Origin of the sequence: Streptomyces spectabilis, from assembly GCF_008704795.1 — a bacterium.
GTDB lineage: Bacteria > Actinomycetota > Actinomycetes > Streptomycetales > Streptomycetaceae > Streptomyces > Streptomyces spectabilis.
This window is the reverse complement of sequence record NZ_CP023690.1, coordinates 6,169,389-6,191,543: the sequence shown is the minus strand read 5'-3', so window position 1 is coordinate 6,191,543 and position 22,155 is coordinate 6,169,389. Positions and strand designations below refer to the sequence as shown.

Annotated in this window: 24 protein-coding genes; 8 read left to right on the top strand and 16 right to left on the bottom strand. The window is 73.7% G+C overall.

Annotated features, from left to right (window positions below; genetic code table 11):
• Positions 1 to 50: 50 nt before the first annotated feature.
• The gene (locus CP982_RS27280; protein WP_150512890.1) at positions 51 to 1,040 is read right to left on the bottom strand and encodes an anti-sigma factor family protein; all 990 of its coding nucleotides are present in this window, start codon (positions 1,038 to 1,040) and stop codon (positions 51 to 53) included.
• Complete coding sequence (gene sigE / locus CP982_RS27275; RefSeq protein WP_184925227.1) at positions 1,037 to 1,801, bottom strand: RNA polymerase sigma factor SigE; 765 nt, start codon at positions 1,799 to 1,801, stop codon at positions 1,037 to 1,039. The genes CP982_RS27280 and sigE overlap by 4 nt, the downstream gene beginning before the upstream one ends.
• Before the next feature lie 149 nt (positions 1,802 to 1,950).
• Here sigE and CP982_RS27270 point away from each other — a divergent pair, with 149 nt between their 5' ends.
• Positions 1,951 to 2,649: an O-methyltransferase gene (locus CP982_RS27270; RefSeq protein WP_144320773.1), complete on the top strand. Its 699-nt coding sequence runs from the start codon at positions 1,951 to 1,953 to the stop codon at positions 2,647 to 2,649.
• Positions 2,650 to 2,781: 132 nt separating this feature from the next.
• Here CP982_RS27270 and CP982_RS27265 read toward each other — a convergent pair whose 3' ends face one another.
• Entirely contained in the window at positions 2,782 to 2,949 is a 168-nt protein-coding gene (locus tag CP982_RS27265) for a DUF3117 domain-containing protein (protein WP_003966491.1), read from the bottom strand.
• 342 nt (positions 2,950 to 3,291) lie between these two features.
• Between CP982_RS27265 and chcB the strand changes: the two genes are divergently transcribed.
• Positions 3,292 to 4,092: a 2-cyclohexenylcarbonyl CoA isomerase gene (gene chcB, locus CP982_RS27260; protein ID WP_150512889.1), complete on the top strand. Its 801-nt coding sequence runs from the start codon at positions 3,292 to 3,294 to the stop codon at positions 4,090 to 4,092.
• Here the strand turns inward: chcB and CP982_RS27255 are convergent.
• On the bottom strand, positions 4,077 to 4,688 hold the full coding sequence (locus CP982_RS27255) for a DNA-3-methyladenine glycosylase I (RefSeq protein ID WP_150512888.1): 612 nt from the start codon (positions 4,686 to 4,688) through the stop codon (positions 4,077 to 4,079). The two genes, chcB and CP982_RS27255, sit on opposite strands and share 16 nt — an antisense overlap.
• Complete coding sequence (locus tag CP982_RS27250; RefSeq protein ID WP_150512887.1) at positions 4,685 to 5,146, bottom strand: DivIVA domain-containing protein; 462 nt, start codon at positions 5,144 to 5,146, stop codon at positions 4,685 to 4,687. The genes CP982_RS27255 and CP982_RS27250 overlap by 4 nt, the downstream gene beginning before the upstream one ends.
• A 160-nt stretch (positions 5,147 to 5,306) precedes the next feature.
• On the opposite strand from CP982_RS27250, the gene folP reads away from it, so the two are divergent.
• A complete protein-coding gene (gene folP / locus CP982_RS27245; protein ID WP_150512886.1) occupies positions 5,307 to 6,167 on the top strand; it encodes a dihydropteroate synthase in 861 nt (286 codons plus the stop codon).
• Between the two features lie 49 nt (positions 6,168 to 6,216).
• Here folP and CP982_RS27240 read toward each other — a convergent pair whose 3' ends face one another.
• A complete protein-coding gene (locus tag CP982_RS27240) occupies positions 6,217 to 6,972 on the bottom strand; it encodes an LOG family protein (RefSeq protein ID WP_150512885.1) in 756 nt (251 codons plus the stop codon).
• 92 nt (positions 6,973 to 7,064) lie between these two features.
• Positions 7,065 to 8,156: a succinyl-diaminopimelate desuccinylase gene (dapE, locus tag CP982_RS27235; RefSeq protein WP_150512884.1), complete on the bottom strand. Its 1,092-nt coding sequence runs from the start codon at positions 8,154 to 8,156 to the stop codon at positions 7,065 to 7,067.
• Positions 8,157 to 8,278: 122 nt separating this feature from the next.
• Between dapE and CP982_RS27230 the strand changes: the two genes are divergently transcribed.
• Together CP982_RS27230 and CP982_RS27225 are read left to right on the top strand one after the other, a co-directional pair.
• Positions 8,279 to 9,175 carry a heavy metal transporter gene (locus tag CP982_RS27230; protein ID WP_229878505.1) on the top strand — a complete coding sequence of 299 codons (897 nt, stop codon included), beginning with the start codon at positions 8,279 to 8,281 and terminating at the stop codon, positions 9,173 to 9,175.
• Between the two features lie 300 nt (positions 9,176 to 9,475).
• A complete protein-coding gene (locus tag CP982_RS27225; protein ID WP_150512882.1) occupies positions 9,476 to 9,877 on the top strand; it encodes an ATP-binding protein in 402 nt (133 codons plus the stop codon).
• Positions 9,878 to 9,950: 73 nt separating this feature from the next.
• Here the strand turns inward: CP982_RS27225 and CP982_RS27220 are convergent, their stop codons facing one another.
• Together CP982_RS27220 and fdxA are read right to left on the bottom strand one after the other, a co-directional pair.
• On the bottom strand, positions 9,951 to 11,042 hold the full coding sequence (locus CP982_RS27220; RefSeq protein ID WP_150512881.1) for a bifunctional succinyldiaminopimelate transaminase/glutamate-prephenate aminotransferase: 1,092 nt from the start codon (positions 11,040 to 11,042) through the stop codon (positions 9,951 to 9,953).
• Between the two features lie 94 nt (positions 11,043 to 11,136).
• Complete coding sequence (gene fdxA / locus CP982_RS27215; protein WP_019058397.1) at positions 11,137 to 11,457, bottom strand: ferredoxin; 321 nt, start codon at positions 11,455 to 11,457, stop codon at positions 11,137 to 11,139.
• 143 nt (positions 11,458 to 11,600) lie between these two features.
• Between fdxA and CP982_RS27210 the strand changes: the two genes are divergently transcribed.
• From CP982_RS27210 to CP982_RS27200, 3 genes are all read left to right on the top strand, one after another.
• On the top strand, positions 11,601 to 12,611 hold the full coding sequence (locus tag CP982_RS27210) for a GNAT family N-acetyltransferase (RefSeq protein WP_150512880.1): 1,011 nt from the start codon (positions 11,601 to 11,603) through the stop codon (positions 12,609 to 12,611).
• A 124-nt stretch (positions 12,612 to 12,735) separates the two neighbouring features.
• A complete protein-coding gene (locus CP982_RS27205; protein WP_150512879.1) occupies positions 12,736 to 13,590 on the top strand; it encodes a transglutaminase-like domain-containing protein in 855 nt (284 codons plus the stop codon).
• A gap of 45 nt (positions 13,591 to 13,635) precedes the next feature.
• On the top strand, positions 13,636 to 14,514 hold the full coding sequence (locus CP982_RS27200; protein ID WP_150512878.1) for a transglutaminase family protein: 879 nt from the start codon (positions 13,636 to 13,638) through the stop codon (positions 14,512 to 14,514).
• A gap of 18 nt (positions 14,515 to 14,532) precedes the next feature.
• Here the strand turns inward: CP982_RS27200 and CP982_RS27195 are convergent, their stop codons facing one another.
• The 7 genes from CP982_RS27195 to mshB all read right to left on the bottom strand — a co-directional run bounded on the left by CP982_RS27195 (position 14,533) and on the right by mshB (position 22,071).
• Entirely contained in the window at positions 14,533 to 15,210 is a 678-nt protein-coding gene (locus CP982_RS27195) for a response regulator transcription factor (protein ID WP_150512877.1), read from the bottom strand.
• Positions 15,207 to 16,442, bottom strand: coding sequence for a sensor histidine kinase (locus tag CP982_RS27190; protein WP_372503420.1), 1,236 nt, complete (start codon positions 16,440 to 16,442; stop codon positions 15,207 to 15,209). Before CP982_RS27190 ends, CP982_RS27195 begins: the two co-directional genes overlap by 4 nt.
• Entirely contained in the window at positions 16,439 to 17,317 is an 879-nt protein-coding gene (locus tag CP982_RS27185; protein WP_150512876.1) for an ABC transporter permease, read from the bottom strand. The genes CP982_RS27190 and CP982_RS27185 overlap by 4 nt, the downstream gene beginning before the upstream one ends.
• Positions 17,314 to 18,273, bottom strand: a complete 960-nt coding sequence (locus CP982_RS27180; protein ID WP_150512875.1) for an ABC transporter ATP-binding protein — start codon at positions 18,271 to 18,273, stop codon at positions 17,314 to 17,316. Before CP982_RS27180 ends, CP982_RS27185 begins: the two co-directional genes overlap by 4 nt.
• 137 nt (positions 18,274 to 18,410) lie before the next feature.
• The gene (locus tag CP982_RS27175; protein WP_170316496.1) at positions 18,411 to 20,456 is read right to left on the bottom strand and encodes a hypothetical protein; all 2,046 of its coding nucleotides are present in this window, start codon (positions 20,454 to 20,456) and stop codon (positions 18,411 to 18,413) included.
• Between the two features lie 140 nt (positions 20,457 to 20,596).
• The gene (locus CP982_RS27165) at positions 20,597 to 20,992 is read right to left on the bottom strand and encodes a DUF6113 family protein (RefSeq protein ID WP_150515734.1); all 396 of its coding nucleotides are present in this window, start codon (positions 20,990 to 20,992) and stop codon (positions 20,597 to 20,599) included.
• Between the two features lie 170 nt (positions 20,993 to 21,162).
• On the bottom strand, positions 21,163 to 22,071 hold the full coding sequence (mshB, locus tag CP982_RS27160) for an N-acetyl-1-D-myo-inositol-2-amino-2-deoxy-alpha-D-glucopyranoside deacetylase (RefSeq protein ID WP_150512873.1): 909 nt from the start codon (positions 22,069 to 22,071) through the stop codon (positions 21,163 to 21,165).
• Positions 22,072 to 22,155: the final 84 nt, after the last annotated feature.

Here is a 22,155-nt window from a genome sequence, read left to right as displayed (position 1 = left end):
CGTGCCCGTCGGGCACACCGGGGAATTCAACCAGGTCCGCGCGCCGGACGTCAGTGGATCTCGGCCGTGCCCCGTCGCTGGGCGAGGCCGGGGGGAGGCGTCGCCCGGGGCGCCGTGTCCGCCGCCGCGTTCAGCGTGAGGCCGGTGGCGGGAACGCCCGGTCTCTCCGGATCGTCCGGGGCGGCGGCGCGCACCAGCGGCGACATCACTCCGGCACCGGCGAGCAGCGGGGCCGTGAGGTGCTGGGGCGTGGGCGTGGACGGCCCGGGCGCACCGGAGAGCAGCGGCACGGCGGCCGTGGTCGGTGCGGGCGCCTGGGGCCGCTGCCCCTGGACGGAGAAGGGGCTGCTGCCACGGCGGCGTGTGGACTCGGGGACGCCGGTGGCGGGGGCCGTCTGGGAGCGCGGCGGCGAGGCGTTGCTGTTCGCCCCCGAGCCGCCCGCGCGCTGGTCGGAGGAGCCGAGCGGAGCGCTCACCGTGACCCCGCCGAGCGCTATCGCGGCGAGGGACACGGCTCCGGCGGCCGCGAAGGCGAACCGCCGTCCGCGCCAGCCGGACCGCTCGGCCTCGGTCCTGGCGACGGCGTGTATCCGGAAGCCGCGCTGCTCGCTGGGGAGCACCGCCGCGTGGGCGCCCGAGGGCGCGTACTCGAGCAGGGGGTCGGGGCGCGGGCCGCCGACGGAGAACACACCGCCGCCCGGCAGGCCCGTCGTCCCGGACGAGCCCGTGGCGAAGCCGTCGTCGACGGGGGTGCGGGGGCCGCCCTGGCCCTCGATGTCGTCGAGGCTCATGCCCGGGAGGTTCTGCAGTCGGGCGAGGAAGCTCTCGCTGGGCGGCGGGGCCGCCGTCTGCGCGAACACGCTCTTGAGCCGGCGCTGGGCGTCGGCTTCCGTCTTGCACGTAGGACAGGTGGCCAGATGCGCGAGCACGCGCTCGCGGGCGTCATGACCGAGCTCACCGTCGACCAGCGCGGCGAGCCGGTCCCCCAGGTGCTGCTCGGCGAAATGCCGCTCGGCAGGATTGGACCGTGATCCACTCACGCGGTCGCGCCCCCTCCTCCCAGCGCCACGGCACCGGTGACGGCGAGCGAACGGCGCTCGGCGCGGGCCTCGGGGGAACGGTGCTGGAGCGCCTTGCGGAGCTGGGAGCGGCCACGGTGGATACGGCTGCGGACCGTACCGAGCTTGACGCCCAGGGTGGCGGCGATCTCCTCGTACGACAGGCCCTCGATGTCGCACAGGACGACGGCGGCGCGGAACTCGGGCGCGAGGGTGTCGAGCGCCTGCTGGACGTCCGCGTCGAAGTGCGTGTCGTTGAACACCTGCTGGGGGGACGGCTCGCGGCTCGGGAGGCGCTCGGCGGCGTCGTCCCCCAGGGCGTCGAACCGGATGCGCTGCTTGCGGCGCACCATGTCCAGGAAGAGGTTCGTGGTGATGCGGTGCAGCCAGCCCTCGAAGGTGCCGGGCGTGTACGTCGACAGGGAGCGGAAGACGCGGACGAAGACTTCCTGCGTGAGGTCCTCGGCGTCGTGCTGGTTGCCCGTCAGGCGGTAGGCGAGGCGGTAGACGCGGCCGCTGTGCGTGCTGACGATCTCCTCCCACGTGGGGGGAGTCCACGCCTGGGCATCCGCGTCAGCGGCAAAGGTCGCGGTCTGAGCGGAGTTAGCGCGGTCAGCGGTGTCGGTCACGGATTTCGGCCTACCCGCCAACCTGAGAAGACGCCGGAGCGCTCCTCCCCGATCCGCGGACTCGGCCGCACCTCCCCTGTCGGCTCTGGTGGTGTCCAGTGGAGCCCCTACCATAACCACCTCGCCCGTTAGCTCCGGATAAGCGTTTTTACCTAGATTTGCCTCTTGGGCTCTTGGTACGGCCTTCTCGATCGTGCCTTGATCCACCCGATTCCCCCGTCAGCTACCCCCGTCAGCCTCACACCTGACTAACGCACGGTCCCATCTGCGGGTTCCCGGGCCCAACGGATACAGTCACCGCCAGGCAACCACGGGGACAGGAGAGGGCCATTAGCGGCAACCGGCAGACGAGCTGGGCGTTCGCCGACGCCTTTGTCGCCGAGGACGAGGCGCTGCTCTGGGCCCGGGACCGGGCGCAGGACGCGGGGCTGCGCTCCGTGTCGCCCGGCACCGGCGCCGCGCTGCGGCTGCTCGCCGCCACCGTGGACGCCAAGGCCGTCGCCGAGATCGGCACGGGCACCGGGGTCTCCGGCATCCATCTGCTGCACGGCATGCGCCCCGACGGGGTCCTGACCACCGTCGACCCGGAGCCCGAGCGCCAGCAGTTCGCCCGGATGGCGTTCCGGGCCGCGGGCTTCGCCGGGAACCGCGCCCGCTTCATCCCGGGCCGCGCCCTCGACGTCCTGCCGCGCCTCGCCGACGGCGGCTACGACCTCGTGTTCTGCGACGGCGACCGCCTGGAGTGCCTCGACTACCTCGCTGAATCGTTGCGCCTGCTGCGTCCGGGCGGGCTCGTCTGCTTCGAGGGCGTGTTCTTCGACGGCCGCACCGTCGACTCCGGACCCCAGCCCATAGAAGTACTGCGACTGCGGGAGCTGCTCCGCGCGGTGCGCGAGAGCCAGGACCTCGTACCGTCGCTGCTCCCGGTGGGCGACGGCCTGCTGTGCGCGGTCAAGCGCTAGGTCACGGCAGGGCCCGCGCGGGGGCGCGTCAAGCCCTCGTATGCCTTTCCGCCGTCAGTCGATCTTCCACACAGCACTGCCCCGGCTCGTCGTACGATGCCGGGGCAGTGGAAAAGTGTGGGCGATTGCGCGTCAGCCGACGACCTTCTTCAGGGCGTCGCCGAGTGCGTCGGCCTCATCCGGGGTCAGTTCGACGACAAGTCGACCGCCGCCTTCGAGCGGAACGCGCATGACGATGCCCCGCCCCTCCTTGGTCACCTCGAGCGGGCCGTCGCCCGTCCGCGGCTTCATGGCCGCCATGCTCGTTCCCCTTCCTGAAACCAGCTTGTCGCAGCCGACAACCCAGGTGTCACCGGCATCGAACACATTGCTTCCAGGTCATTATCCCGCATGGCGGGACCCGATGACCAACATGAGTCGGCATCGCTTGCGCAACGCGCGCCCGCAAAACCACTCAATTCGGCGATGTGGCTGCAATACTTCGCCGCCCCAGGCGCTCCTTCCGCCTCTGGTTCTTTGACGCAGGTCACATCTCCGACGGCGTACCGGTGGCCGATGATCTAGTTCATGCTGGGCGCACCGAGGCTCCGGGACAGACGCCCACAGGACCACCCACACAGGACCAGCGGAGGGGACCCCACCATGGCCGACACCGTGCTCTACGAAGTGAGCGACGGACTCGCGACGATCACGCTGAACCGTCCTGACGCGATGAACGCGATGAACACCGAGGCCAAAGTGGCCCTGCGGGAGGCGGCGCGGAACGCGGCGGCCGACCCCGGGGTGCGGGCGGTGCTGCTCACCGCGACCGGCCGCGCCTTCTGCGTGGGCCAGGACCTCAAGGAGCACATCGGAGTGCTCCAGGAGTCGCGCGCGTCGGGCTCCGGACAGACCATGAGCACGGTCCGCGAGCACTACAACCCGATCGTGCGAGCGCTGACCGGCATGGCCAAGCCGGTCGTGGCGGGCGTGAACGGCGTGGCGGCCGGCGCGGGCTTCGGCTTCGCCCTCGCCGCCGACTACCGCGTGGTCGCGGACACCGCGTCGTTCAACACCTCCTTCGCCGGGGTCGCGCTGACCGCCGACTCGGGCGTGTCCTGGACGCTGTCCCGGCTGATCGGCCAGAGCCGCGCCGCCGATCTGCTGCTCTTCCCGCGCACCGTCAAGGCGCAGGAGGCCCACGACCTGGGCATCGCGAACAAGGTCGTCCCGGCGGACGCCCTCGCCGACGAGGCGCGCGCGGTGGCCCGCGCGCTGGCCGAGGGCCCGACGCTCGCCTACGCGGCGCTCAAGGAGTCCCTCGCCTACGCCGCCGGGCACTCCCTGGACGAGACGCTGGACAAGGAGGACGAGCTCCAGACGAAGGCGGGCGCGTCCGAGGACCACGCCATCGCCGTGCAGGCCTTCCTCGACAAGGCCAAGCCCGGCTACCTGGGCCGCTGACCGCTTTCCGGGACACCGCTCGCCTCGCGGGCCACGCAGTCCGCGAGGTGGTCGTTCACCAGGCCGCAGGCCTGCATCAGGGCGTACGCCGTGGTGGGGCCGATGAAGCGCAGGCCGCGCTTCTTCAAGGTCTTGGCCAGGGCCGTGGACTCGTCCGTGACCGCGGGCACGTCGGTGAGGGTCCGCGGCGCGGGGCGGGTGGTGGCGTCCGGCGCGAAGGACCAGATCAGCCGGTCGAGCTCGCCCTCGGGCCAGTCGGCGAGCACGCGCGCGTTGGCGAGGGTCGCGTCGACCTTCGCGCGGTTGCGGATGATGCCCTCGTCGGCCAGGAGGCGCTCGCGGTCGTCGTCCGTGAACTCCGCGACCGCGGCGATCTTGAAGCCGGAGAAGGCCGACCGGAAGCCCTCCCGGCGGCGCAGGATCGTGATCCACGACAGGCCCGACTGGAAGGCCTCCAGACAGAGGCGCTCGAACAGCGCGTCGTCGCCGTGGACGGGGCGGCCCCACTCCCCGTCGTGGTACGCCACATAGTCCTCGGTGGACAGGCCCCAGGGGCAGCGCAGGGCGCCGTCCGGGCCGGGGATCGCGTCGCTCATCGGTCGTCCTCCGGTCGCTCGGCAGGGGGCGCCGCCGGGTCCCGGTCGCCCGGGGCGCGGTCTCTCGGGCCGCGCTCCTCGGGGTCCGGGGCGCCGGGGCCGTACTCCCCGGGGCCGCCGTACGTCGTGAAGAGGCCGGGGCCGCCGACGGCCGTGGCCTGGGCGCCCGCGAGCGCCGTCTCCAGCTCCGCGATGCGCGCGTCCCGCTCGGCCAGCTCCGCGCCCAGGCGGTCGAGCGCCTCGTCCACGTCCACCATGCGGTAGCCGCGGACGGTCATCGGGAAGCGCACCGCCTCCACGTCGGCCCGGCGCAGCGGGCGGTCCGGCGGCAGCGGGTCGGCGAAGCGCTCCGGGGGCACGTCCGGCAGCGCGCCGCCCTCGGAGCCGCCGAGGACGGCCAGCGTCACCGCGGCGACCACCACCACGAGAGCGACGACCAAGAACAGGAACATGACCATCTGTGCGGGTCCCCACGCTCGGATGCCGACCGCGGCCGGTCGGCACGGAACTGTTGGCTAACTGTCTGGCTCCGATCGTGCCATGCGCCTCTGACAGTTAAGGTCGCAGGCGGCGACGGCCACGCGGTCCGCCACGTAACGAAAGGGAGGCGCACAGGGGATGCTCAAGCTGGGCACGCGCGTGTTCGAGGCGCATGAGCCGGTCATCATGGCGATCGTGAACCGGACCCCGGACTCCTTCTACGACCAGGGCGCCACGTTCCGCGACGAACCCGCCCTCGCGCGCGTGGAGCAGGCCGTGGCCGAGGGGGCCGCCATCATCGACATCGGCGGCGTCAAGGCCGGTCCCGGCCAGGAGGTGACCGCCGAGGAGGAGGCCCGCAGGACCGTCGGGTTCGTGGCCGAGGTGCGGCGGCGCTTCCCCGAGGTCGTCATCAGCGTCGACACCTGGCGCCACGAGGTCGGCGAGGCCGTGTGCGACGTCGGCGCCGATCTGCTCAACGACGCGTGGGGCGGGGTCGACCCCAAGCTCGCGGAGGTCGCCGCGCGGTACGGGGTGGGGCTCGTGTGCACCCACGCGGGCGGCGTGGAGCCGCGGACGCGGCCGCACCGGACGGAGTACGAGGACGTCGTGGCCGACATCCTGCGCGTGACGCTCGGACTCGCCGAGCGGGCCGTGGCGTTGGGGGTGCCCCGGGAGTCCGTGCTCATCGACCCCGGGCACGACTTCGGGAAGAACACGCGGCACTCCCTGGAGGCGACGCGGCGGCTCGGGGAGCTGGTGGACACGGGGTGGCCCGTGCTCGTGTCGCTCTCCAACAAGGACTTCGTCGGGGAGACCCTCGACCGGCCGCTCAAGGAGCGGGTGGTGGGGACGCTGGCCACGACCGCGGTGTCCGCGTGGCTCGGGGCGCAGGTGTACCGGGTCCACGAGGTGGCCGAGACGCGGCAGGTCGTGGACATGGTGGCGACGATCGCCGGGCACCGGCCGCCGGCGGTCGCCCGCCGGGGCCTGGCGTAGCCCCGCCCCCCTCCGGACGGGCTGTCTCCGGCCCGTCCAGGGGGCACGGCTAGCGGCCGACCTCCTTCGTCACCAGGCTGACCGCCTCGTCCACGTCGTCCGTCACGTGGAACAGCAGCAGGTCGTGCTCGGAGGCCTTGCCCTGGGCCACGACCGTGTCGCGGAGCCAGTCGACGAGGCCGCCCCAGTAGGCGGAGCCGAAGAGGACGATGGGGAAGCGGGTCACCTTGCGGGTCTGGACGAGGGTGAGCGCCTCGAAGAGCTCGTCGAGGGTGCCGAGCCCGCCGGGCAGCACCACGAACCCCTGCGCGTACTTCACGAACATCGTCTTGCGGACGAAGAAGTAGCGGAAGTTGACGCCGATGTCGACGTGCGGGTTGAGCCCCTGCTCGAAGGGCAGCTCGATGCCGAGCCCGACGGAGACGCCCTTGGCGTCGCGGGCCCCCTTGTTGGCGGCCTCCATGGCGCCGGGGCCGCCGCCGGTGATCACCGCGAAGCCCGCGTCGACGAGGGCCTTGCCGATGCGCACCCCCGCCTCGTACTCGGAGGTGCCGGGGCGGGTGCGGGCCGAGCCGAAGACGCTGATGGCGCTCGGCAGTTCGGCGAGCGCGCCGAAGCCCTCGACGAACTCGGACTGGATGCGCATCACCCGCCAGGGGTCGGTGTGCACCCACGCCGAGTCGCCGCCGCCCTCGGTGTCGAGGAGCCGCTGGTCGGTGGTGCCGGGCGTGATCTGTTCACGGCGCCGCACCACCGGCCCCAGGTGCTGTTCCTCCGGCGGACCCTGCGATTCCGGATTGCCCATGAACATCCCCTTCCACTGACCGTCGTTCGTCGTGCCACTTCAGCGTAGGTCTACGGGCGTTACGCGCGGCGTAATTCCACGAGGCGACCGGGTCAGGAAGTGAGCCAGGCGCGCAGCCGGGCCTCCGTCTCGGGGATCAGGGAGGCCGTGACCCGCTCGTCCACCTTGTGGGCGAGGAGCGGGTTGCCGGGGCTGTAGTTGACGGCGGGCACGCCCAGGGCGCTGAAGCGGGCGACGTCGGTCCAGCCGAACTTGGGCCGGGCCTCGCCGCCGACGGCCGCGAGGAAGGCCCGCGCGGACGGGTGCGTGAGGCCGGGGCGCGCCCCGCCCGTGTGGTCGTCGACGACGAACTCGTCGATCCCGCAGTCGGCGAAGTAGTCGCGGACGAAGGCCTCCGCCTCCTCGGGCGTGCGGTCCGGCGCGTAGCGGAAGTTGACGACCACCGTGCAGGCGTCGGGGATGACGTTGGTCGCGACGCCGCCCTCGATGCCGACCGCGTTGAGGCCCTCGTGGTACTGGAGGCCGTCGACGACCGGCTTGCGCGGCTCGTACGCGGCCAGCTTGGCGAGGATCGGGGCGGCCGCGTGGATGGCGTTGGAGCCCATCCACGCGCGCGCGGAGTGCGCCCGCTCCCCCGTCGTCTTCAGGTGGACCCGCAGCGTGCCCTGGCAGCCGCCCTCGACCTGGCCGTCGGTGGGCTCCAGGAGCACCGCGAAGTCGCCCGCGAGCCAGTCGGGGTGGGCGTCGGCGACGTGCCCCAGGCCGTTGAGGTGCGCGGCGACCTCTTCGTTGTCGTAGAACACGAAGGTGAGGTCGCGGTTGGGCTCGGTCACGGTCTGGGCGATGCGCAGCTGGACCGCGACGCCCGACTTCATGTCGCAGGTGCCGCAGCCCCACAGCACGCCGTCCTCGTCCAGGCGCGAGGGCACGTTCCCGGCGATCGGGACGGTGTCGATGTGGCCGGCGAGGATGACGCGCTCGGCGCGGCCCAGGTGGGTGCGGGCCACGACGTTGTTGCCGTACCGGTCGACCGTCAGGTGGGGCAGGGCGCGCAGCGCGGTCTCGATGGCGTCCGCGAGCGCCTTCTCCTGGCCGCTGGGGGACGGGAAGTCGACGAGCGCGGCCGTCAGCGCGGCGGCGTCCAGAGTGAGGTCGAGCGGCGGCTGAGCCGGGGTCTGATCCATGGCCTCGACCCTAACTCTCCGCTCCGGACCGCCTCCCTCTCCGTCCCGCCGCCGCACTCCCCGGCCCACTCCTCTGCGTAGCCGTTTCGGCACTGTCAGTCCGCTCCAGTACCTTGGTGCGCGTGTCCGAGCCGTCCCCCCTCGCCCGGCGCGGCCGTCTCCCGCGCGCCGGGGCGGCCCTCGCCGCACTGCTCGCCGTCGTGGCCTACGTAGTGGTCCAGTACGTCTCCGGGAGCCGTTCCGACCCCCGCTGCACGGTCGTGTCGGGCAACGGCGACGGGGCGACGTACGAGATGAACGCGGAGCAGGCCGTCAACGCCGCGACCATCGCCGTCGTCGGCACCCGGCGCGGCATGCCCGAGCGCGCGGTGACGATCGCCCTCGCGACCGCCCTCCAGGAGTCGGGCCTGCGCAACATCCGCCACGGCGACCGGGATTCGCTCGGCCTGTTCCAGCAGCGGCCCTCGCAGGGCTGGGGCTCCGAGCGGCAGATCATGGACCCGGTGTACGCGTCGGTGCGGTTCTACGACCACCTCAAGGACGTGCCCGGCTATTCGCGGCTGCCCCTGACGGTCGCCGCCCAGCGCGTGCAGCGCAGCGGCTTCCCGCAGGCGTACGCGAAGCACGAGCCGGACGCGGCGCTGCTCGCCGCCGCGCTCACCGGGCGCACGCCCGCGACGCTCAGCTGCCAGGGCCTGCCGGGCATCGATCCGGGCGGCCCGGACGAGGTGCGGCGGGCGCTCGCGCGGGACTTCGGCCGGGGCGTGCTGCCCGAGGGGGCGCCCGCGCGCGGGCGCGTGGTGAGCGTTCCCGTCACCGGGGCGAGCGCCGCCGCACCGGAAAGCGGCACTCCGCAACGCGGCTGGGAGCTGGCGCACTGGGCGGTGGCCAACGCCACGGCACTGCGCATCGAGCGGGTCGCGTACGGGGATCTGGAGTGGAATGCCGGGGATTCCGGTGCTCTGTGGCGTACGACCGGTGCGCGTACCCGCGACGTCCGAATCGTCGCTGGGCAGTAGTGCGGAAGGGTCCCTCGAATGAGGGACGGCGATTGCTGCACGGAGACGCCGGGACACCCCATTCGAACGGGTGCGGCACCGTCCTCAAATCCCTTGAGAACAAGGGGCGTTGAGAGGGCCGGACGGCATTTTCACGAATGACGTTTGCCCGAATTTATCCGCAGCCGATAATGCGACGCATTGCCAACTCTTTACGTTGGCCCACCGCAACCTTCGGGAGCTTCGAGCGGTAGTCACTGCGTCCGACGCCGGAGATCCTCCGGCCGGACGGATCCCCTTCCCCTCCCGCTAAGGAGCATCATGTCCCTCCCCCTGACCCGTCGGATCGCCCAGGCCGCGCTGCTCCTTGCGGCGGGAGCGGCGCCCGTGGTCGGTGCGGCCGGCTCCGCGAGCGCCGCCGAACTGCCGGACCCGGGCAAGCTGGGCGGGCTGTCCGCCGTCGACCCGAGCAGCCTGGGCGACACGGTCGACGGTGCGACGCAGAAGGCCAGCGGCGTCGCGACGGAGGCCGGGAGCAAGGCCGTCAAGAAGGGCGTGCCGACCGCGGGCAAGGCCGTGGGCAAGGGTGCGAAGACGACGACGCCCGCGGCCAAGGGCGCGGCGGACGACGTCACCGAAGGCGCGGGTGAGGTCCTCGGGGACGCGACCGGCAAGGGGCTGCCGACCGAGCAGCTGCCGGTGAAGAGCCTGCCGCTGGGCTGACCCCAGGGGTCGGTACGCGCAAAAGGGGTGCGGGGAGCTCTTCAGCTCCCCGCACCCCTTTGTGCCCTGCGCGTCAGAGGCGGGCCACCGCTGCCGCCACCCGCTCGTCCGTCGCCGTCATCGCCACGCGCACGAAGCGGTCGCCCGCCTCGCCGTAGAAGTCGCCGGGAGCCACGAGGATGCCGAGGGCGGCCAGGTGGGCGACCGTGTCCCAGCAGGGCTCGTCGCGGGTGACCCACAGGTACAGGCTCGCCTCGCTGTGCTCGATGCGGAAGCCGTGCCGGACGAGGGCCTCGCGCAGGGCCGCGCGCCGGGCCGCGTAGCGCTCGCGCTGCTCGCGGACGTGGGCGTCGTCCCCGAGGGCCGCGATCACCGCGGCCTGCGTCGGGGCGGAGGTCATCATCCCGCCGTGCTTGCGGATCTGCAGGAGGTCGCCGAGCACGGCGGCGTCACCGGCGACGAACGCCGCGCGGTAGCCCGCGAGGTTCGAGCGCTTGGAGAGGGAGTGGACCGCCACGATGCCCTCGTACGAGCCGCCGCAGACGTCCGGGTGCAGGACCGAGGTCGGGTCCGCCTCCCAGCCGAGCTCCAGGTAGCACTCGTCGCTGACCAGCAGGACGCCGTGCTCGCGCGCCCAGGCCACGACCCGGGTCAGCGTGTCCTTTGACAAGACACGGCCGGTCGGATTGGAGGGCGAGTTGAGCCACAGGAGCTTCAGGCCCGCGGGGTCGAGCTCCAGCGGATCCTCGTACGTGAGGTACTCAGCGCGGGCCAGGCGCGCGCCGACCTCGTAGGTGGGGTAGGCCAGGCGCGGGTAGGCCACCTTGTCGCCCGGGCCGAGGCCCAGCTGGGTGGGGAGCCAGGCGACGAGCTCCTTGGAGCCGACGATCGGCAGCACGTTGTGGTGGGTGAGGCCGCGGGCGCCGAGGCGGCGGCCGCACCAGCCGGTGAGCGCGTCGCGCAGCTCGGGCGTGCCCCACACCGTCGGGTAGCCCGGCGAGTCGGCGGCCGCGACGAGTGCCTTCTGGATCAGCTCGGGCACCGGGTCCACCGGGGTGCCCACGGACAGGTCCACGATGCCGCCGGGGTGCGCGGCCGCCGTGGCCTTGTACGGCTCCAGCTTGTCCCAGGGGAAGGCGGGAAGGCGTTCGGAAAGTGCGGGCACGGGTGGCTCCAGCGGTGCGTAGGTCTGTACAAACGCCCCGGTCCCGTACAGCGGGCGTGGCCGTACGGGACCGGGGCGGCGCGTGTGCGGCCGCTTACTGGTTCTGCGGCGGCAGCGCTGCGACGAAGGGGTGGTCGCGCTCGATCAGGCCGAGCTTGCTGGCACCACCGGGCGAGCCGAGCTCGTCGAAGAACTCGACGTTCGCCTTGTAGTAGTCCTTCCACTCCTCAGGAGTGTCGTCCTCGTAGAAGATCGCCTCGACCGGGCAGACCGGTTCGCAGGCTCCACAGTCGACGCATTCGTCCGGGTGGATGTACAAGGACCGGGAGCCCTCGTAGATGCAGTCGACCGGGCACTCCTCGATGCACGCCTTGTCCTTGACGTCGACACAAGGCTGCGCGATGACGTAGGTCACGCTGTCGTTCCTCCTCGATACGGGCGTTGGCGGGCCGTCCTCAGGCTCCGCTCGCCTGGCGCGCGGGAGCGCGGCGTCGTCGATGCCCGCACCTAGTATCTCCGTTCCCGGGCAAGATCCGAACAGGAGGGGCGTACAGAGCTGTGGAATTCACTGCGGGCGGACGGCTCGAGGTCCGAATCACCCCTTCTGACGTGGGTAAACGCGTATCGGTTCGACGTGTGAGCGCGGCGGACGCCCCGGGCTCCCGGTTCACCGACACGGTGGGTGTTCTCACATCATGGGACGCCGGTGTGTTGGTGATCACACGCAAGAGTGGCGAGGCTGTCCGGATTGCGGAGAGTGCCCTGGTCGCGGGGAAGGTCGTCCCGGCCGCGCCCGCGCGCCGGCGGGGGCCCGCCGCGACGTACGAGGAGCTGGCGCGGGCCGGGGCGCGCTCCTGGCAGCCGGTGGAGAGCGAACGCCTCGGCTCGTGGACGCTGCGGGCCGCCGCCGGGTTCACCCGGCGGGCCAACTCCGTGCTGCCCCTCGGCGATCCGGGCCGCCCCCTCGACGACGCGCTGGCGCGGGTGCGGAGTTGGTACGCCGACCGGGGCCTGCCCGCGTACGTACAGGTGGCCACCGGAGTCGACGACGTGCAGGAACGGCTCTGCGCGGAGCTCGAACAGCGCGGCTGGGTACGGGAGGTGACCACGGCGGTGCTGTTCGGCGCGCTCGCCCCCGTCGGGGACCTGCCCGTCGACACCTCGGGCGTGACGCTGTCGCGGAGCGTCGACGCGGCGTGGCTGCGGCGCTACCAGCGGGCCGGGGTGCCGGGACCACATGTGGTCGGGGTACTGACGAGCGGCCCTTCGGTGTGGTTCGCTTCCGTGCCCGGTGACGAGGGCGCGCCGACGGCGATCGGGCGGTGCGTGGTCGACGGGCGGTGGGCGGGATTCATGGCGGTGGAGGTGGACCCGGCGGTGCGGCGGCAGGGCCTGGCCACGGCCGTGATGACGGCCCTTGCGCGGCGGGCGCTCGACGAGGGCGCGTCGGCCGCGTGGCTCCAGGTGGAGGAGGACAACGGCGGCGCGCGAGCGCTGTACGACGGGATGGGATTCGCCGTCCACCACCGTTACCACCACTACCGGGAGCCCGAGCGGCCGACGGCGTGAGCGGCCCCGGGACGCCTCGGCAGCGGCGGCGTACGCGTACGACGAAGACAGCACGGGAAGCAGCACCCCGGCACCACCCCTCGGCCCGGCCGGACGGGCCCACACAGAAACGACAGAGGCACGGATGCGCGCACAGCCCGCGAAGTCCAGTGAATGGCGGCGCAGATTCGCCGACGAGGCCAGGTCCGAGCGGCCCGACCTGTCCCTGTTGTGCCTGCTGCTGAGCGGGGAGGCGGACCCGCAGCTCGACGAGGCGGGCATCGACGCGGCACAGATCGACCTCGACGCGCTCGCCGGGCAGCTCCCCTACCGGCCGGGCGGTGCGCGCGCGTGGGCGGCCGCGGTGTCCGAGCTGCTCGGGGGGCGGCACGGCTTCCACGGCACGGCCACGGACTACCAGCGCCTGGAGTCCTCGCTGCTGCACGAGGTGCTGCGCACCAAGCGGGGCCTGCCGATCCTGCTGTCCGTGGTGTGGATCGAGGTGGCGCGGCGGGCGGGCGCCCCGGTGTACGGCGTCGCGCTGCCCGGGCACTTCGTGGTCGGCTTCGGCGGCCCGGACGAGTACGGGGGCACGGAGCAGGTGCTCGCCGACCCCTTCAACGGGGGGCGGCTGCTGAGCCGCGAGGACGCGGAGCAGCTGGTGGCGCAGACGACGGGCGGCAAGCTCAACCCCTCGCTCCTGACGGCCGCCGCCCCGCTGAACATCATGCTGCGCATCCTCAACAACATCCGCGCCTGGGCCGCGGACCGCTCCGAGCGCTCCCACGTGGCGCTGTGGGCCCTCGAACTGTCCCTTCTGCTGCCCTCGCACCCGGCACGGCTGCGCTACGAGCGGGCGCAACTGCTCGTCGAGCGCGGTGACTTCCTGGAGGGGGCCCGGGGCCTCGACGAGTACGCCGACGTTGTCGAGTCCATCGAGCCCACCACCGCGGACCGCGTCCGCCTCCAGGCCCGCGCGGCCCGCTCGAAGCTCAACTGAGGGAGCCTTCTGGTTGGACGGGCTCCGGTCGGGCACCACCGTGCTATGCATTCGTGGCGTCGAGCCTTCGCGGCGGAGGCCGGGTCCGAGCGGCCCGACCTCGCGCTGCTGTGCCTGCTGATCGGCACGGAGGCGGACCCCGCGCTCGACGGGACCGGCATGGCGGCGGCTCGGCGCCAGCTGGACCTGCTCGCGCGGCGGCTGCCGCCGAGCCCGGGCGGGCCCCGCGCCTGGGCGGCGGCGCTCGCCGAACTGCTCGGCGGGCGCTTCGGGTTCGCCGGGCACCCCGGCGACTACCAGCGCCTGGAGTCGGCCCTGCTGCACCGCGTCCTGCGGCGCAGACGCGGCCTGCCGATCCTGCTGTCCGTGCTGTGGATCGAGGTGGCGCGGCGGGCGGGCGCCCCGGTGTACGGCGTCGCGCTGCCCGGGCACTTCGTGGTCGCCTTCGGCAGCCCGGACGCGTGGGTGGGCGAGGGCTGCGGAGCCTACGACTCCTGCGGCGGCCAGGGCGGGTGCGAGGAGCGCGTGCTCGCCGACCCGTTCGGCGGAGGGCGCCTACTGAGCTGTACGGATGCGCGGCTGCTGGTCGCGGGCGCCACCGGGGCACCGCTGGAACCGGCGATGCTACGGCCCGCGCAGCCGCACGAGATCGTCCTGCGCGTCCTGAACAACATCCGCGCCTGGGCCGCGGCCCGGCCCGAGCGCTCCGACGTCGCCCTGTGGGCCGTGGAGCTCTCGCTGCTGCTGCCCGCGCCCGCGGACCGGCTGCACTACGACCGGGCCCGGCTCCTGGTCCAGCGCGGCGACTTCCGCACCGGCGCCAGCGAGTTGGAGACCTACGCCGAAGCCCTCGGCCCGAGTGACGCGACGGCGGCCGAGCGGGTGCGGCGGCAGGCCCGGGCCGCCCGCGCACGACTCAACTGACCTGCGTGGAAGGGGAGTTCAGAGCCAGCCCTTGTCCCGGGCGACGCGTACCGCATCCGCGCGGTTGCGCGCGGCGAGCTTCTGGATGGCCGTCGACAGGTAGTTGCGGACGGTGCCCTGGGACAGCTGGAGGGCGGCGGCCAGCTCGGCGTTGGTGGAGCCGTCGGCGGCGGCGCGCAGGACCTCCCGCTCGCGGTCGGTCAGCGGGTTGGCGCCCTCGGCGAGGGCCGCCGCGGCCAGCGTGGGGTCGATGACGCGCTCGCCCGCGAGGACGCGGCGCACGGCGTCGGCGAGCTGGGCGGCGGGCGCGTCCTTCACCAGGAAGGCCACGGCCCCGGCCTCCATGGCGCTGCGCAGATAGCCGGGGCGGCCGAAGGTGGTGAGGACGACGACCTTCACCTCCGGCAGCGCGGCGCGCAGCTCCGCCGCCGCCTCGATGCCCGTGCGGCCCGGCATCTCGATGTCGAGGAGCGCCACGTCCACGGGGTGGGCGCGGGCGGCCGCGAGCACCTCGTCGCCGCGCGCCACCTGCGCGACGACCTCGATGTCCGGCTCCAGGCCGAGCAGCGCCGCGAGCGCCTCGCGGACCATGGACTGGTCCTCGGCGAGCAGCACCCGGACGGGGCCGCCCGCGGCGTCGGTGCCCGTGGGGTCGCTGGCGTCGCCGGGGTCGGCGGGGGTGTGGGTGCCGGTCATGCGGGTGATCCTAGAGCGGCCTCGGCGGCGGCCCCCGCCGGGTCCGCGGCCAGCGGCACGCGCGCGGCGAGCCGGAAGCCGCGGCCCTTGCGTCCGCCGCCGGAGCCCACCTCCAGGACGCCGCCGACGGCCTCCAGGCGCTCGGTGAGCCCGGTCAGGCCGTTGCCGTGGCCGCCGCCCGCCGCGGGGCCCACGCCGTCGTCCTCCACGGCCAGTTCGAGCACCGGGCCCGCGAGGGTCTGGCGCCGGGTGAGCGTGACCGCGCAGCGGCTCGCGCCGCTGTGGCGCACGACGTTCGTCACGGCCTCGCGCAGCGCCCAGGCGAGCGCGGCCTCCCGCTCCTCGTCGAGCGCCTCCGGGGCCTCCTCCAGCGGTACGACGGCCTCGACGCCCGCGGCGGTCAGCGCGGTGCGGGCCCCGGCGAGCTGGCCCGGCAGGGTGAGCCTGCGGTAGCCGGTGACCGCCTCGCGGACGTCCACCAGGGCCTGGCGGCTGACCTGCTCGATGTCGGCCACCTGCTGGGCGGCCCGGTCCGGGTGGTCGGGCAGCATCCGCCCGGCGAGCTCGCTCTTCAGCGTGATCAGGGACAGCGAGTGGCCGAGCAGGTCGTGCAGGTCGCGGGCCAGGCGCAGGCGCTCCTCGTTCGCGGCGAGCTGGGCGACGGTGGCGCGGGCCTGGCGGAGCTGGACGGTCGTGCGGATCAGATGGCGGACGCCGGTCATCGCGAAGCCGACGAGGAACGTCGTCACGCCGAGGCCGGTGATCAGGTCCGCGGCGCCCACGCCCTGCGCGTACACGCCGATCGCGGTCATCGCCCCGGTGACGGCCGGGATCACCCACAGGGCCTGCCCCGCCGGCAGGACGGCGCCCGCGGAGACCGCGACGTACACCCACAGGCCGAGCCAGGCGGAGTCCATCCAGGTGGACAGGGCGGCCGCGAGGAGGACGAGGGCCGCGTACGTCACGTACGCCCAGCGCCAGGCGAGCACCCGCGTCGTGTACCTGAAGACCAGGGTGAGGTAGCACCCGATGAACGCGGCGAGCCCGAGCGCGCCGAGGACCGTCGCCGCCGTGGAGCGGCCGCCGTCGGCCAGGTCCTTCACCGGTGCCGCCATGAAGATCAGCCAGATGCCGATCCAGCCGGCCTTCGCGCGGGCGGCGCGGCGGTCCGTGACGGGCCTGCCGAAGCTCTGCAGGGGGTGGCGGTCCGCGAGGTCCAGTGGTTCGTTCACGCCTTCAGTGTGTCCTTCCGGTACAGCCAGGCCGCGCCCGCGGCGAAGGCCGCGAAGTACGCGCCGAGCAGTACGACATCCTTGGCGTGCGGGGCGCCGCCCAGCTCGATGGCGCGGCCGAGCGCCGCGTACGCGTGCGTGGGCAGCCACTCGCCGACGGTCTGGAGCCAGTGCGGGAAGGTCGTCGAGGGCATCCACAGGCCGCCGAGCACCGACAGGGTGAAGTAGAGGATCATCGCGATCGGCCGGGCCGTGTCGCTGGTGGCGAGGTAGCCGACGGCCACGCCGAGCGCGGCGAAGCACAGGCTGCCCGCCCAGATCGAGCCGGTCAGGGCCAGCCACTGCCAGGCGTCCAGGCGGACGCCCTTGACGACCGCTCCGGCCACGAAGACCACGACGATCGACGGCAGGCTGACGACGGCGGCGCTGCCCGTCTTGGCCAACACGTAGCCGCGGCCCGGCAGGCTGGTCAGGCGCAGCTGGCGCACCCAGCCGTTCTCGCGCTCCTGCGCGATGCGCTCGCTGTTGCCCATCAGGACGGCGGTGAGCGCTCCGAAGGAGGCCATCGACACCATCAGGTACGCGGGCACGCTCAGCCCCCCGCTGCCGGGCATCGTGGCGTCGGCGTCCTGGCCGCCCGCGGTGATGAGGAAGAGCAGCGCCGGGAAGAGCACCGAGAAGAACAGGAACTTCCGGTTGCGCAGGGAGCGCTTGATCTCCAGCGTGACGAGGGCGGCGGAGGAGAAGCCCGCCGCGCCCCGCCGGGCGCCCGCCCGTGCCGTGGTCGTGTGCGTCGCCGTGGTCACGTCGATCTCCGGGGTCGTGTCGGGGTGCAGGGTGGTGCCGGGGCGCGGGGTGGTGGAGGTGCCGGTCATGCCGCCTTCGCCTCCTCGGCCTCGGTGATCGCGACGAAGGCCTGCTCCAGGCCCAGGCCCGCGACCTCCAGGTTGCGGGGGTAGACGCCGAGGGCGTACAGCGCGTGCACGGTGGCGTCGGCGTCGGTGGACTGGAGCCGGACCGTGCGCCCGGACACGTCGAGCGCGCTGACGTGCGGAAGGCCGCGCAGCGCTGCGGTGAGGTCGCCGCCGGGGCCGGTCAGCTCCTGGAGGTCGAAGCTGACCTTGCGGGCCCCCGCCCGCGCCTTGATCTCGGCGGCGGTGCCGTCGGCGAGGAGGCGGCCGCGGTGCAGCACCAGGACGCGGTCCGCGATCGCGTCGGCCTCCTCCAGGTAGTGCGTGGCGAACAGGACCGCGCGGCCCTGGTCCGCCTGCTCCCGCATGGTCGCCCAGAAGGCCTTGCGGGCGCTGACGTCCATGCCGGTGGTCGGCTCGTCGAGGACGATCAGGTCGTTGGCCCCCGCGGTGGCGAGTGCGAACCGGACGCGCTGCTCCTGGCCGCCGGAGAGCCGGTTGACCTTGCGGTCCGCGATCTGTGTGACGCCCGCGTGCGCGAGGACGTCGTTCACGCGGTACGGACGCGGGTGCAAAGCGCAGGCGAGGCTCACCAGTTCGCGCACCGAGACGTCGTCCATGAGGCCGCCGCTCTGGAGCATCGCCCCGACGCGGCCCGCGGTGATCGCCTCGCGCGGTCCGGTGCCGAACACGCTGACCGTGCCGCTGTCCGGGCGGCGCAGGCCGAGGAGCAGATCGAGGGTGGACGACTTGCCCGCGCCGTTCGGCCCGAGCAGCGCCACCGTCTCGCCGGGCCGCAGATCGAGGCTGAGGCCGTCGACGGCCCGTACGTCGCCGTAGGACTTGGTCACCGCGTCGAACCGCACGGCGCTCGCCGAGGCCGCCGAGGGGCTCGCCGCCGTTGTCACTGTCGTCGTCATGTGCAACATCGTCGCTGGTCAGAGCGGTGCGGCGGCAGTGTCGTGTGTGGTGACTTCCGCATGACAGATGTCATGCGGAAGTCATGACGGGCCCGCGGCCGACCGGCGGGCCCGTCGCGGCGGATCCAGCGGAGCGGCTAGCTCACGTTGGTCTCGATCACGCCGATCCGCTCGGCGGGCGTCTTGCCGCGCAGCGCCTTGCCCATGGCCTGGGCGACGTCCGTCGGCTGGACCGGCGTCTTCTTGCCGTTGCCGCGCTGGACCAGGACGCCGTCGTAGGTGCTGCCGTAGAGCGCCTTGAGCGCCTTGAGGTCGTACGTCTCGACGAGCTTGCCGTTCACGGCCTTCACGCCGAGGACCTGCGGCAGCGACCGCGCGGGGCCGAGGGGGATGCCCTCGCTCGCGCCCGCCTTGATCGTGACGTTGCCGGACATGGCGGGCTTGGCGAACTCCCGCATGAACCGGTCGACCTCGGCGTCCGAGACGGTCGGCTTGCGGTTGGTCACGGGCACCGCGACGCTGCCCGCGCTGCCGGTCTCGACCTGCTTCTTGTACGCCTCCGCGACCGCGGCCGACGCCTTCTCGGCGTCGATGCCCTTGCCCGCCCTGCCGTGCACGGCGACGGCCTTGCCGGGCACGAACTTGACCGTACCCTCCTTGGCGGAGCCGGAGCCGCCCGCGGCGCGCTCCAGGGCGGCCGCCAGCTTCTCCTCGTCGACGGGCATCTCCGGCTCGACGACGCGCTCGCCGCCGAACAGGCCGCCGATCACCGACACCGGGTTGTAGTCGCTGCCCGCGGCGGCGCGGACCGTGGCCTGGCTGTCGAGCGTGAGCCCGGACTGGTCCGGCTTGAGGGTGACCGTGTCGCCGCCGACCGTCAGCTTGAGCGGCTTGTTGACGCGCTCGCCGAGCGCCGCGTCGAGCTTCTTGACGGCCTCGTCGCGGGTGCCGCCGCCGATGTCGACGCCGAGGACGGTGGTGCCCTTCGGCACGTCCGCGTGGTTCATCAGGAGGCCCGCGCCGTACGCGCCGCAGCCGGCGACCACGACGAGCCCGGCGAGCATGACGAGCTTGCTGCGGCCCTTCTTCTTGGCCTTCTTGGACGCCGGGGCGGCCGGGGCCTTCTGCTGCACGGGCTCGGGCAGCTTCGGCGGCGTGTGCGGCACCGGTCCCTCGCCGGGCGCGCCGGGCGCGAACGGCGCGTTCTGGGCGGGCGGTACGACCGGGATGCCGCTGTTCAGCGTGTCACCGGAGACGTTGCCTCCGGGGGCACCGGGGCCCCCGGGAGCGGGCGGCCGGGGGCCGCCCGCGCCGGGCACGGGCTTCTGCGGCGTGAGGATCGCGGTGTCGTCGCTGAGACGGCCGGGGCCGCCGGGGCCCGCGGGGCCGCCCGCGAAGGGGTCGGTGCCCATGCCGTACGGGTCGGCGGCGCCGGCGCCGTAGGGCCCTGCCTCGGCCGGAGGCTCCGGCGTGATCATCGGGCCGTCCCCGGTCACCGGTCCCCCGGTGGGCCCGGCGGGCCGGTCGCCGTCGGGGAAGTACGGGAGGTCGTCGCGGCGCGGCTCCCCGCCGGAGCCCAGCGGTCCGTTCGCCACGGCGCCGGACACGTCGTACGCCCCCGTGCCGGAGTCACCCGAACCGGTGCCCGAAGAGGGAGCGGGGGCCGACGGGGTGGACGGACCCTTGGGCGAGGCCTTGCGCGGCGCGAACCAGTCGCTCGTCGGCTCGCCGCCGTCGTCGCCGGAAGCGGAACCTCCGGTGGACCCCGCGGACGCCTGCGGAGCGGCACCGCCGTTCACGGTCCCCCCGGGGGCGGGGGCGGACGGAGCGGGGCCGGACAGCGCCGAGGAAGGGCCGCCCAGGGGGCCCGGACCCGCGGCGGTGTCGTCCAGGCCCTGCGGTTCCGTGCCTCTGTCCCCGTCGGCGTCCCCGACCGGCGTGCGCATCACGACGGGCGGGATGGGCCGCGATCCGGGGATGTTGATCCGGATCCGGGTGGTCAGGGTGGTCTCGGTCTTCGGTTCGTCGGACCGCCGGTCGCCGGGCCCGAGCCCGGCGCCGTCCGTTCCGCCGTCCGGGCCGACGCCCTGGGCGGGCGAGCCGTACGGCGGCGTCCCCGACGGGTACGCGGCTCCCGCGCGCCCGTGAGGACCGGAGGACGAACTGTCAGTTTCACGACTCAAGGCAGGTTCTCCTGGTTGGCTCCGCCGCCCGTCTCGACCACTCGGGCGGCTCGGCGGCGCGCACCACCATACTGGCCGCCGTCGGCAGGCATCCCGTGACCGGCGTCAAACCCCTGCGGGGCACGGTCTCAAGTGGTACGTCACTTGCCAAGTCGGGCGTCGGACGCGCCCGGTTGCGGCCGCTGCCAGAGCGTGGCACACATCACAGCCACGCCCATGCCGCCGAGCAGGAAGACGTACGAGCCGAGTCCGGCCCCGAACACGAAGTCGCCTTCCGGGCGGGTCGCCGTGAGCAGCATGACGGCGGCGAGCCACCCTCCGGCGGGCGCGAGGGCCCCGGCTCTGGTGCCGGTGGCGCGCGAGCCGCCGTAGAAGGCACCTGCGGCACCGGCGAGCGCGAGCAGCAACCCGCCGGGGAACCAGCCCTGTTGGACGAGCGCGCCCGCGACCCCGACGACCGCGCCGAGCAGGAAGAGCGCGACATACGCCACGAGCCGGGCGGCGTTCAGCGGCTGGGCGAGGAAGCTGCCGGGCACGGCGGCGGCCGCCGCGCCGGAACCGGAGGCCGGGGCCGGGGCGGGCCCCACGGCCTTGGCGGACTTGGCCGACTTCGTGGATTTGGCCGACTTGGCCGACTTGGCCGACTTGGCCGCCTTGGCGGAAGGCGTCGCGGACTTGTCGGCCGACGAAGCCCTGGATCGCGTGCTCACTGGTCCATCCCTTCGGTGCCGAGCCCGGCGAACAGATCGGTCTCGCGCGCGCCGGGCGCCGCCCCCGACTCGCCCCGCACCAGCTCGTAGTACTCGGTGACGAAGATCGGCTGGGCCAGGCCGTTCGACAGCGCGAACAGCGGCTCGCTCACCTCGATCTGGGTGGCGTGGGCCCGCATGGCCGCGGCCTTGGCGGCGCCGAAGGCGGGCCCGCCGGCCTCCGCGGTGATCCGCTCGTCGTCCGTCACGCCCGGCACGTCGGCGAGGGCGGCGACCGCCGTGAAGGGCGAGCCGGGCAGGGCGTCCGCGAGGCCCCGGAAGCCCTCCTCGACGACCGAGCGCGGCACGCGGTTCCAGTAGACCTTGGCGATGGCGTGCGGCTCGCCCAGGTCGGCGCGGAAGCCGGGATCGGCCGCGAGGTCCGCGGCACGCATGGCGACGCGGTGCGCCTGAATGTGGTCGGGGTGGCCGTACCCGCCGTCGGGGTCGTAGGTGACGAGCACCTGCGGCCGCACCTCGCGGATCACCTCGACGAGGTGCGCGGCGGCCTCGTCCACGTCGGCGGCCCAGAAGGCGCCGGGGCGGTGGTTCTGCGCCACGCCCATCATCCCGGAGTCGCGGTAGCGTCCGGTGCCGCCGAGGAAGCGGTGGTCGGTGACGCCGAGCTCCTTCATCGCGGCGGCCAGCTCCCCGACGCGATACGCGCCGAGCGCGTCCTCGCGGTCGGGCGCGAGGTGCGCGAGCTCCGCCGGGATGACCTCGCCCTCCTCGCCGAGCGTGCAGGTCACCAACGTGACACGGGCACCGGCGGCCGCGTACGCGGCCATGGTCGCGCCGTTGTTGATCGACTCGTCGTCGGGGTGCGCGTGCACGAGCAGCAGGCGCCGGGCGGGCGGTTCCGTCATGGGAACAGCCTACGAGCCCGGCGCACCCGCCCCGCCCGCACGGCGCACGTCCGCCCCCGTCGCGCCGGTCGGCCGGCACCACGG

Excerpts from the sequence above, each read along its gene's own strand:
- CP982_RS27195 (WP_150512877.1), bottom strand. The coding sequence starts at position 15,210 with ATGACCGGCACCCACACCCCCGCCGACCCCGGCGACGCCAGCGACCCC.
- CP982_RS27205 (WP_150512879.1), top strand. The coding sequence starts at position 12,736 with ATGCGCGCACAGCCCGCGAAGTCCAGTGAATGGCGGCGCAGATTCGCC.
- mshB (WP_150512873.1), bottom strand. The coding sequence starts at position 22,071 with ATGACGGAACCGCCCGCCCGGCGCCTGCTGCTCGTGCACGCGCACCCC.
- CP982_RS27255 (WP_150512888.1), bottom strand. The coding sequence starts at position 4,688 with ATGAGCGACGCGATCCCCGGCCCGGACGGCGCCCTGCGCTGCCCCTGG.
- CP982_RS27185 (WP_150512876.1), bottom strand. The coding sequence starts at position 17,317 with ATGACCGGCACCTCCACCACCCCGCGCCCCGGCACCACCCTGCACCCC.
- sigE (WP_184925227.1), bottom strand. The coding sequence starts at position 1,801 with ATGGTAGGGGCTCCACTGGACACCACCAGAGCCGACAGGGGAGGTGCG.
- CP982_RS27240 (WP_150512885.1), bottom strand. The coding sequence starts at position 6,972 with ATGGGCAATCCGGAATCGCAGGGTCCGCCGGAGGAACAGCACCTGGGG.
- CP982_RS27180 (WP_150512875.1), bottom strand. The coding sequence starts at position 18,273 with ATGACGACGACAGTGACAACGGCGGCGAGCCCCTCGGCGGCCTCGGCG.
- dapE (WP_150512884.1), bottom strand. The coding sequence starts at position 8,156 with ATGGATCAGACCCCGGCTCAGCCGCCGCTCGACCTCACTCTGGACGCC.
- folP (WP_150512886.1), top strand. The coding sequence starts at position 5,307 with ATGCTCAAGCTGGGCACGCGCGTGTTCGAGGCGCATGAGCCGGTCATC.
- CP982_RS27265 (WP_003966491.1), bottom strand. The coding sequence starts at position 2,949 with ATGGCGGCCATGAAGCCGCGGACGGGCGACGGCCCGCTCGAGGTGACC.
- CP982_RS27250 (WP_150512887.1), bottom strand. The coding sequence starts at position 5,146 with ATGGTCATGTTCCTGTTCTTGGTCGTCGCTCTCGTGGTGGTGGTCGCC.
- CP982_RS27225 (WP_150512882.1), top strand. The coding sequence starts at position 9,476 with ATGTCCCTCCCCCTGACCCGTCGGATCGCCCAGGCCGCGCTGCTCCTT.
- chcB (WP_150512889.1), top strand. The coding sequence starts at position 3,292 with ATGGCCGACACCGTGCTCTACGAAGTGAGCGACGGACTCGCGACGATC.
- CP982_RS27200 (WP_150512878.1), top strand. The coding sequence starts at position 13,636 with ATGCATTCGTGGCGTCGAGCCTTCGCGGCGGAGGCCGGGTCCGAGCGG.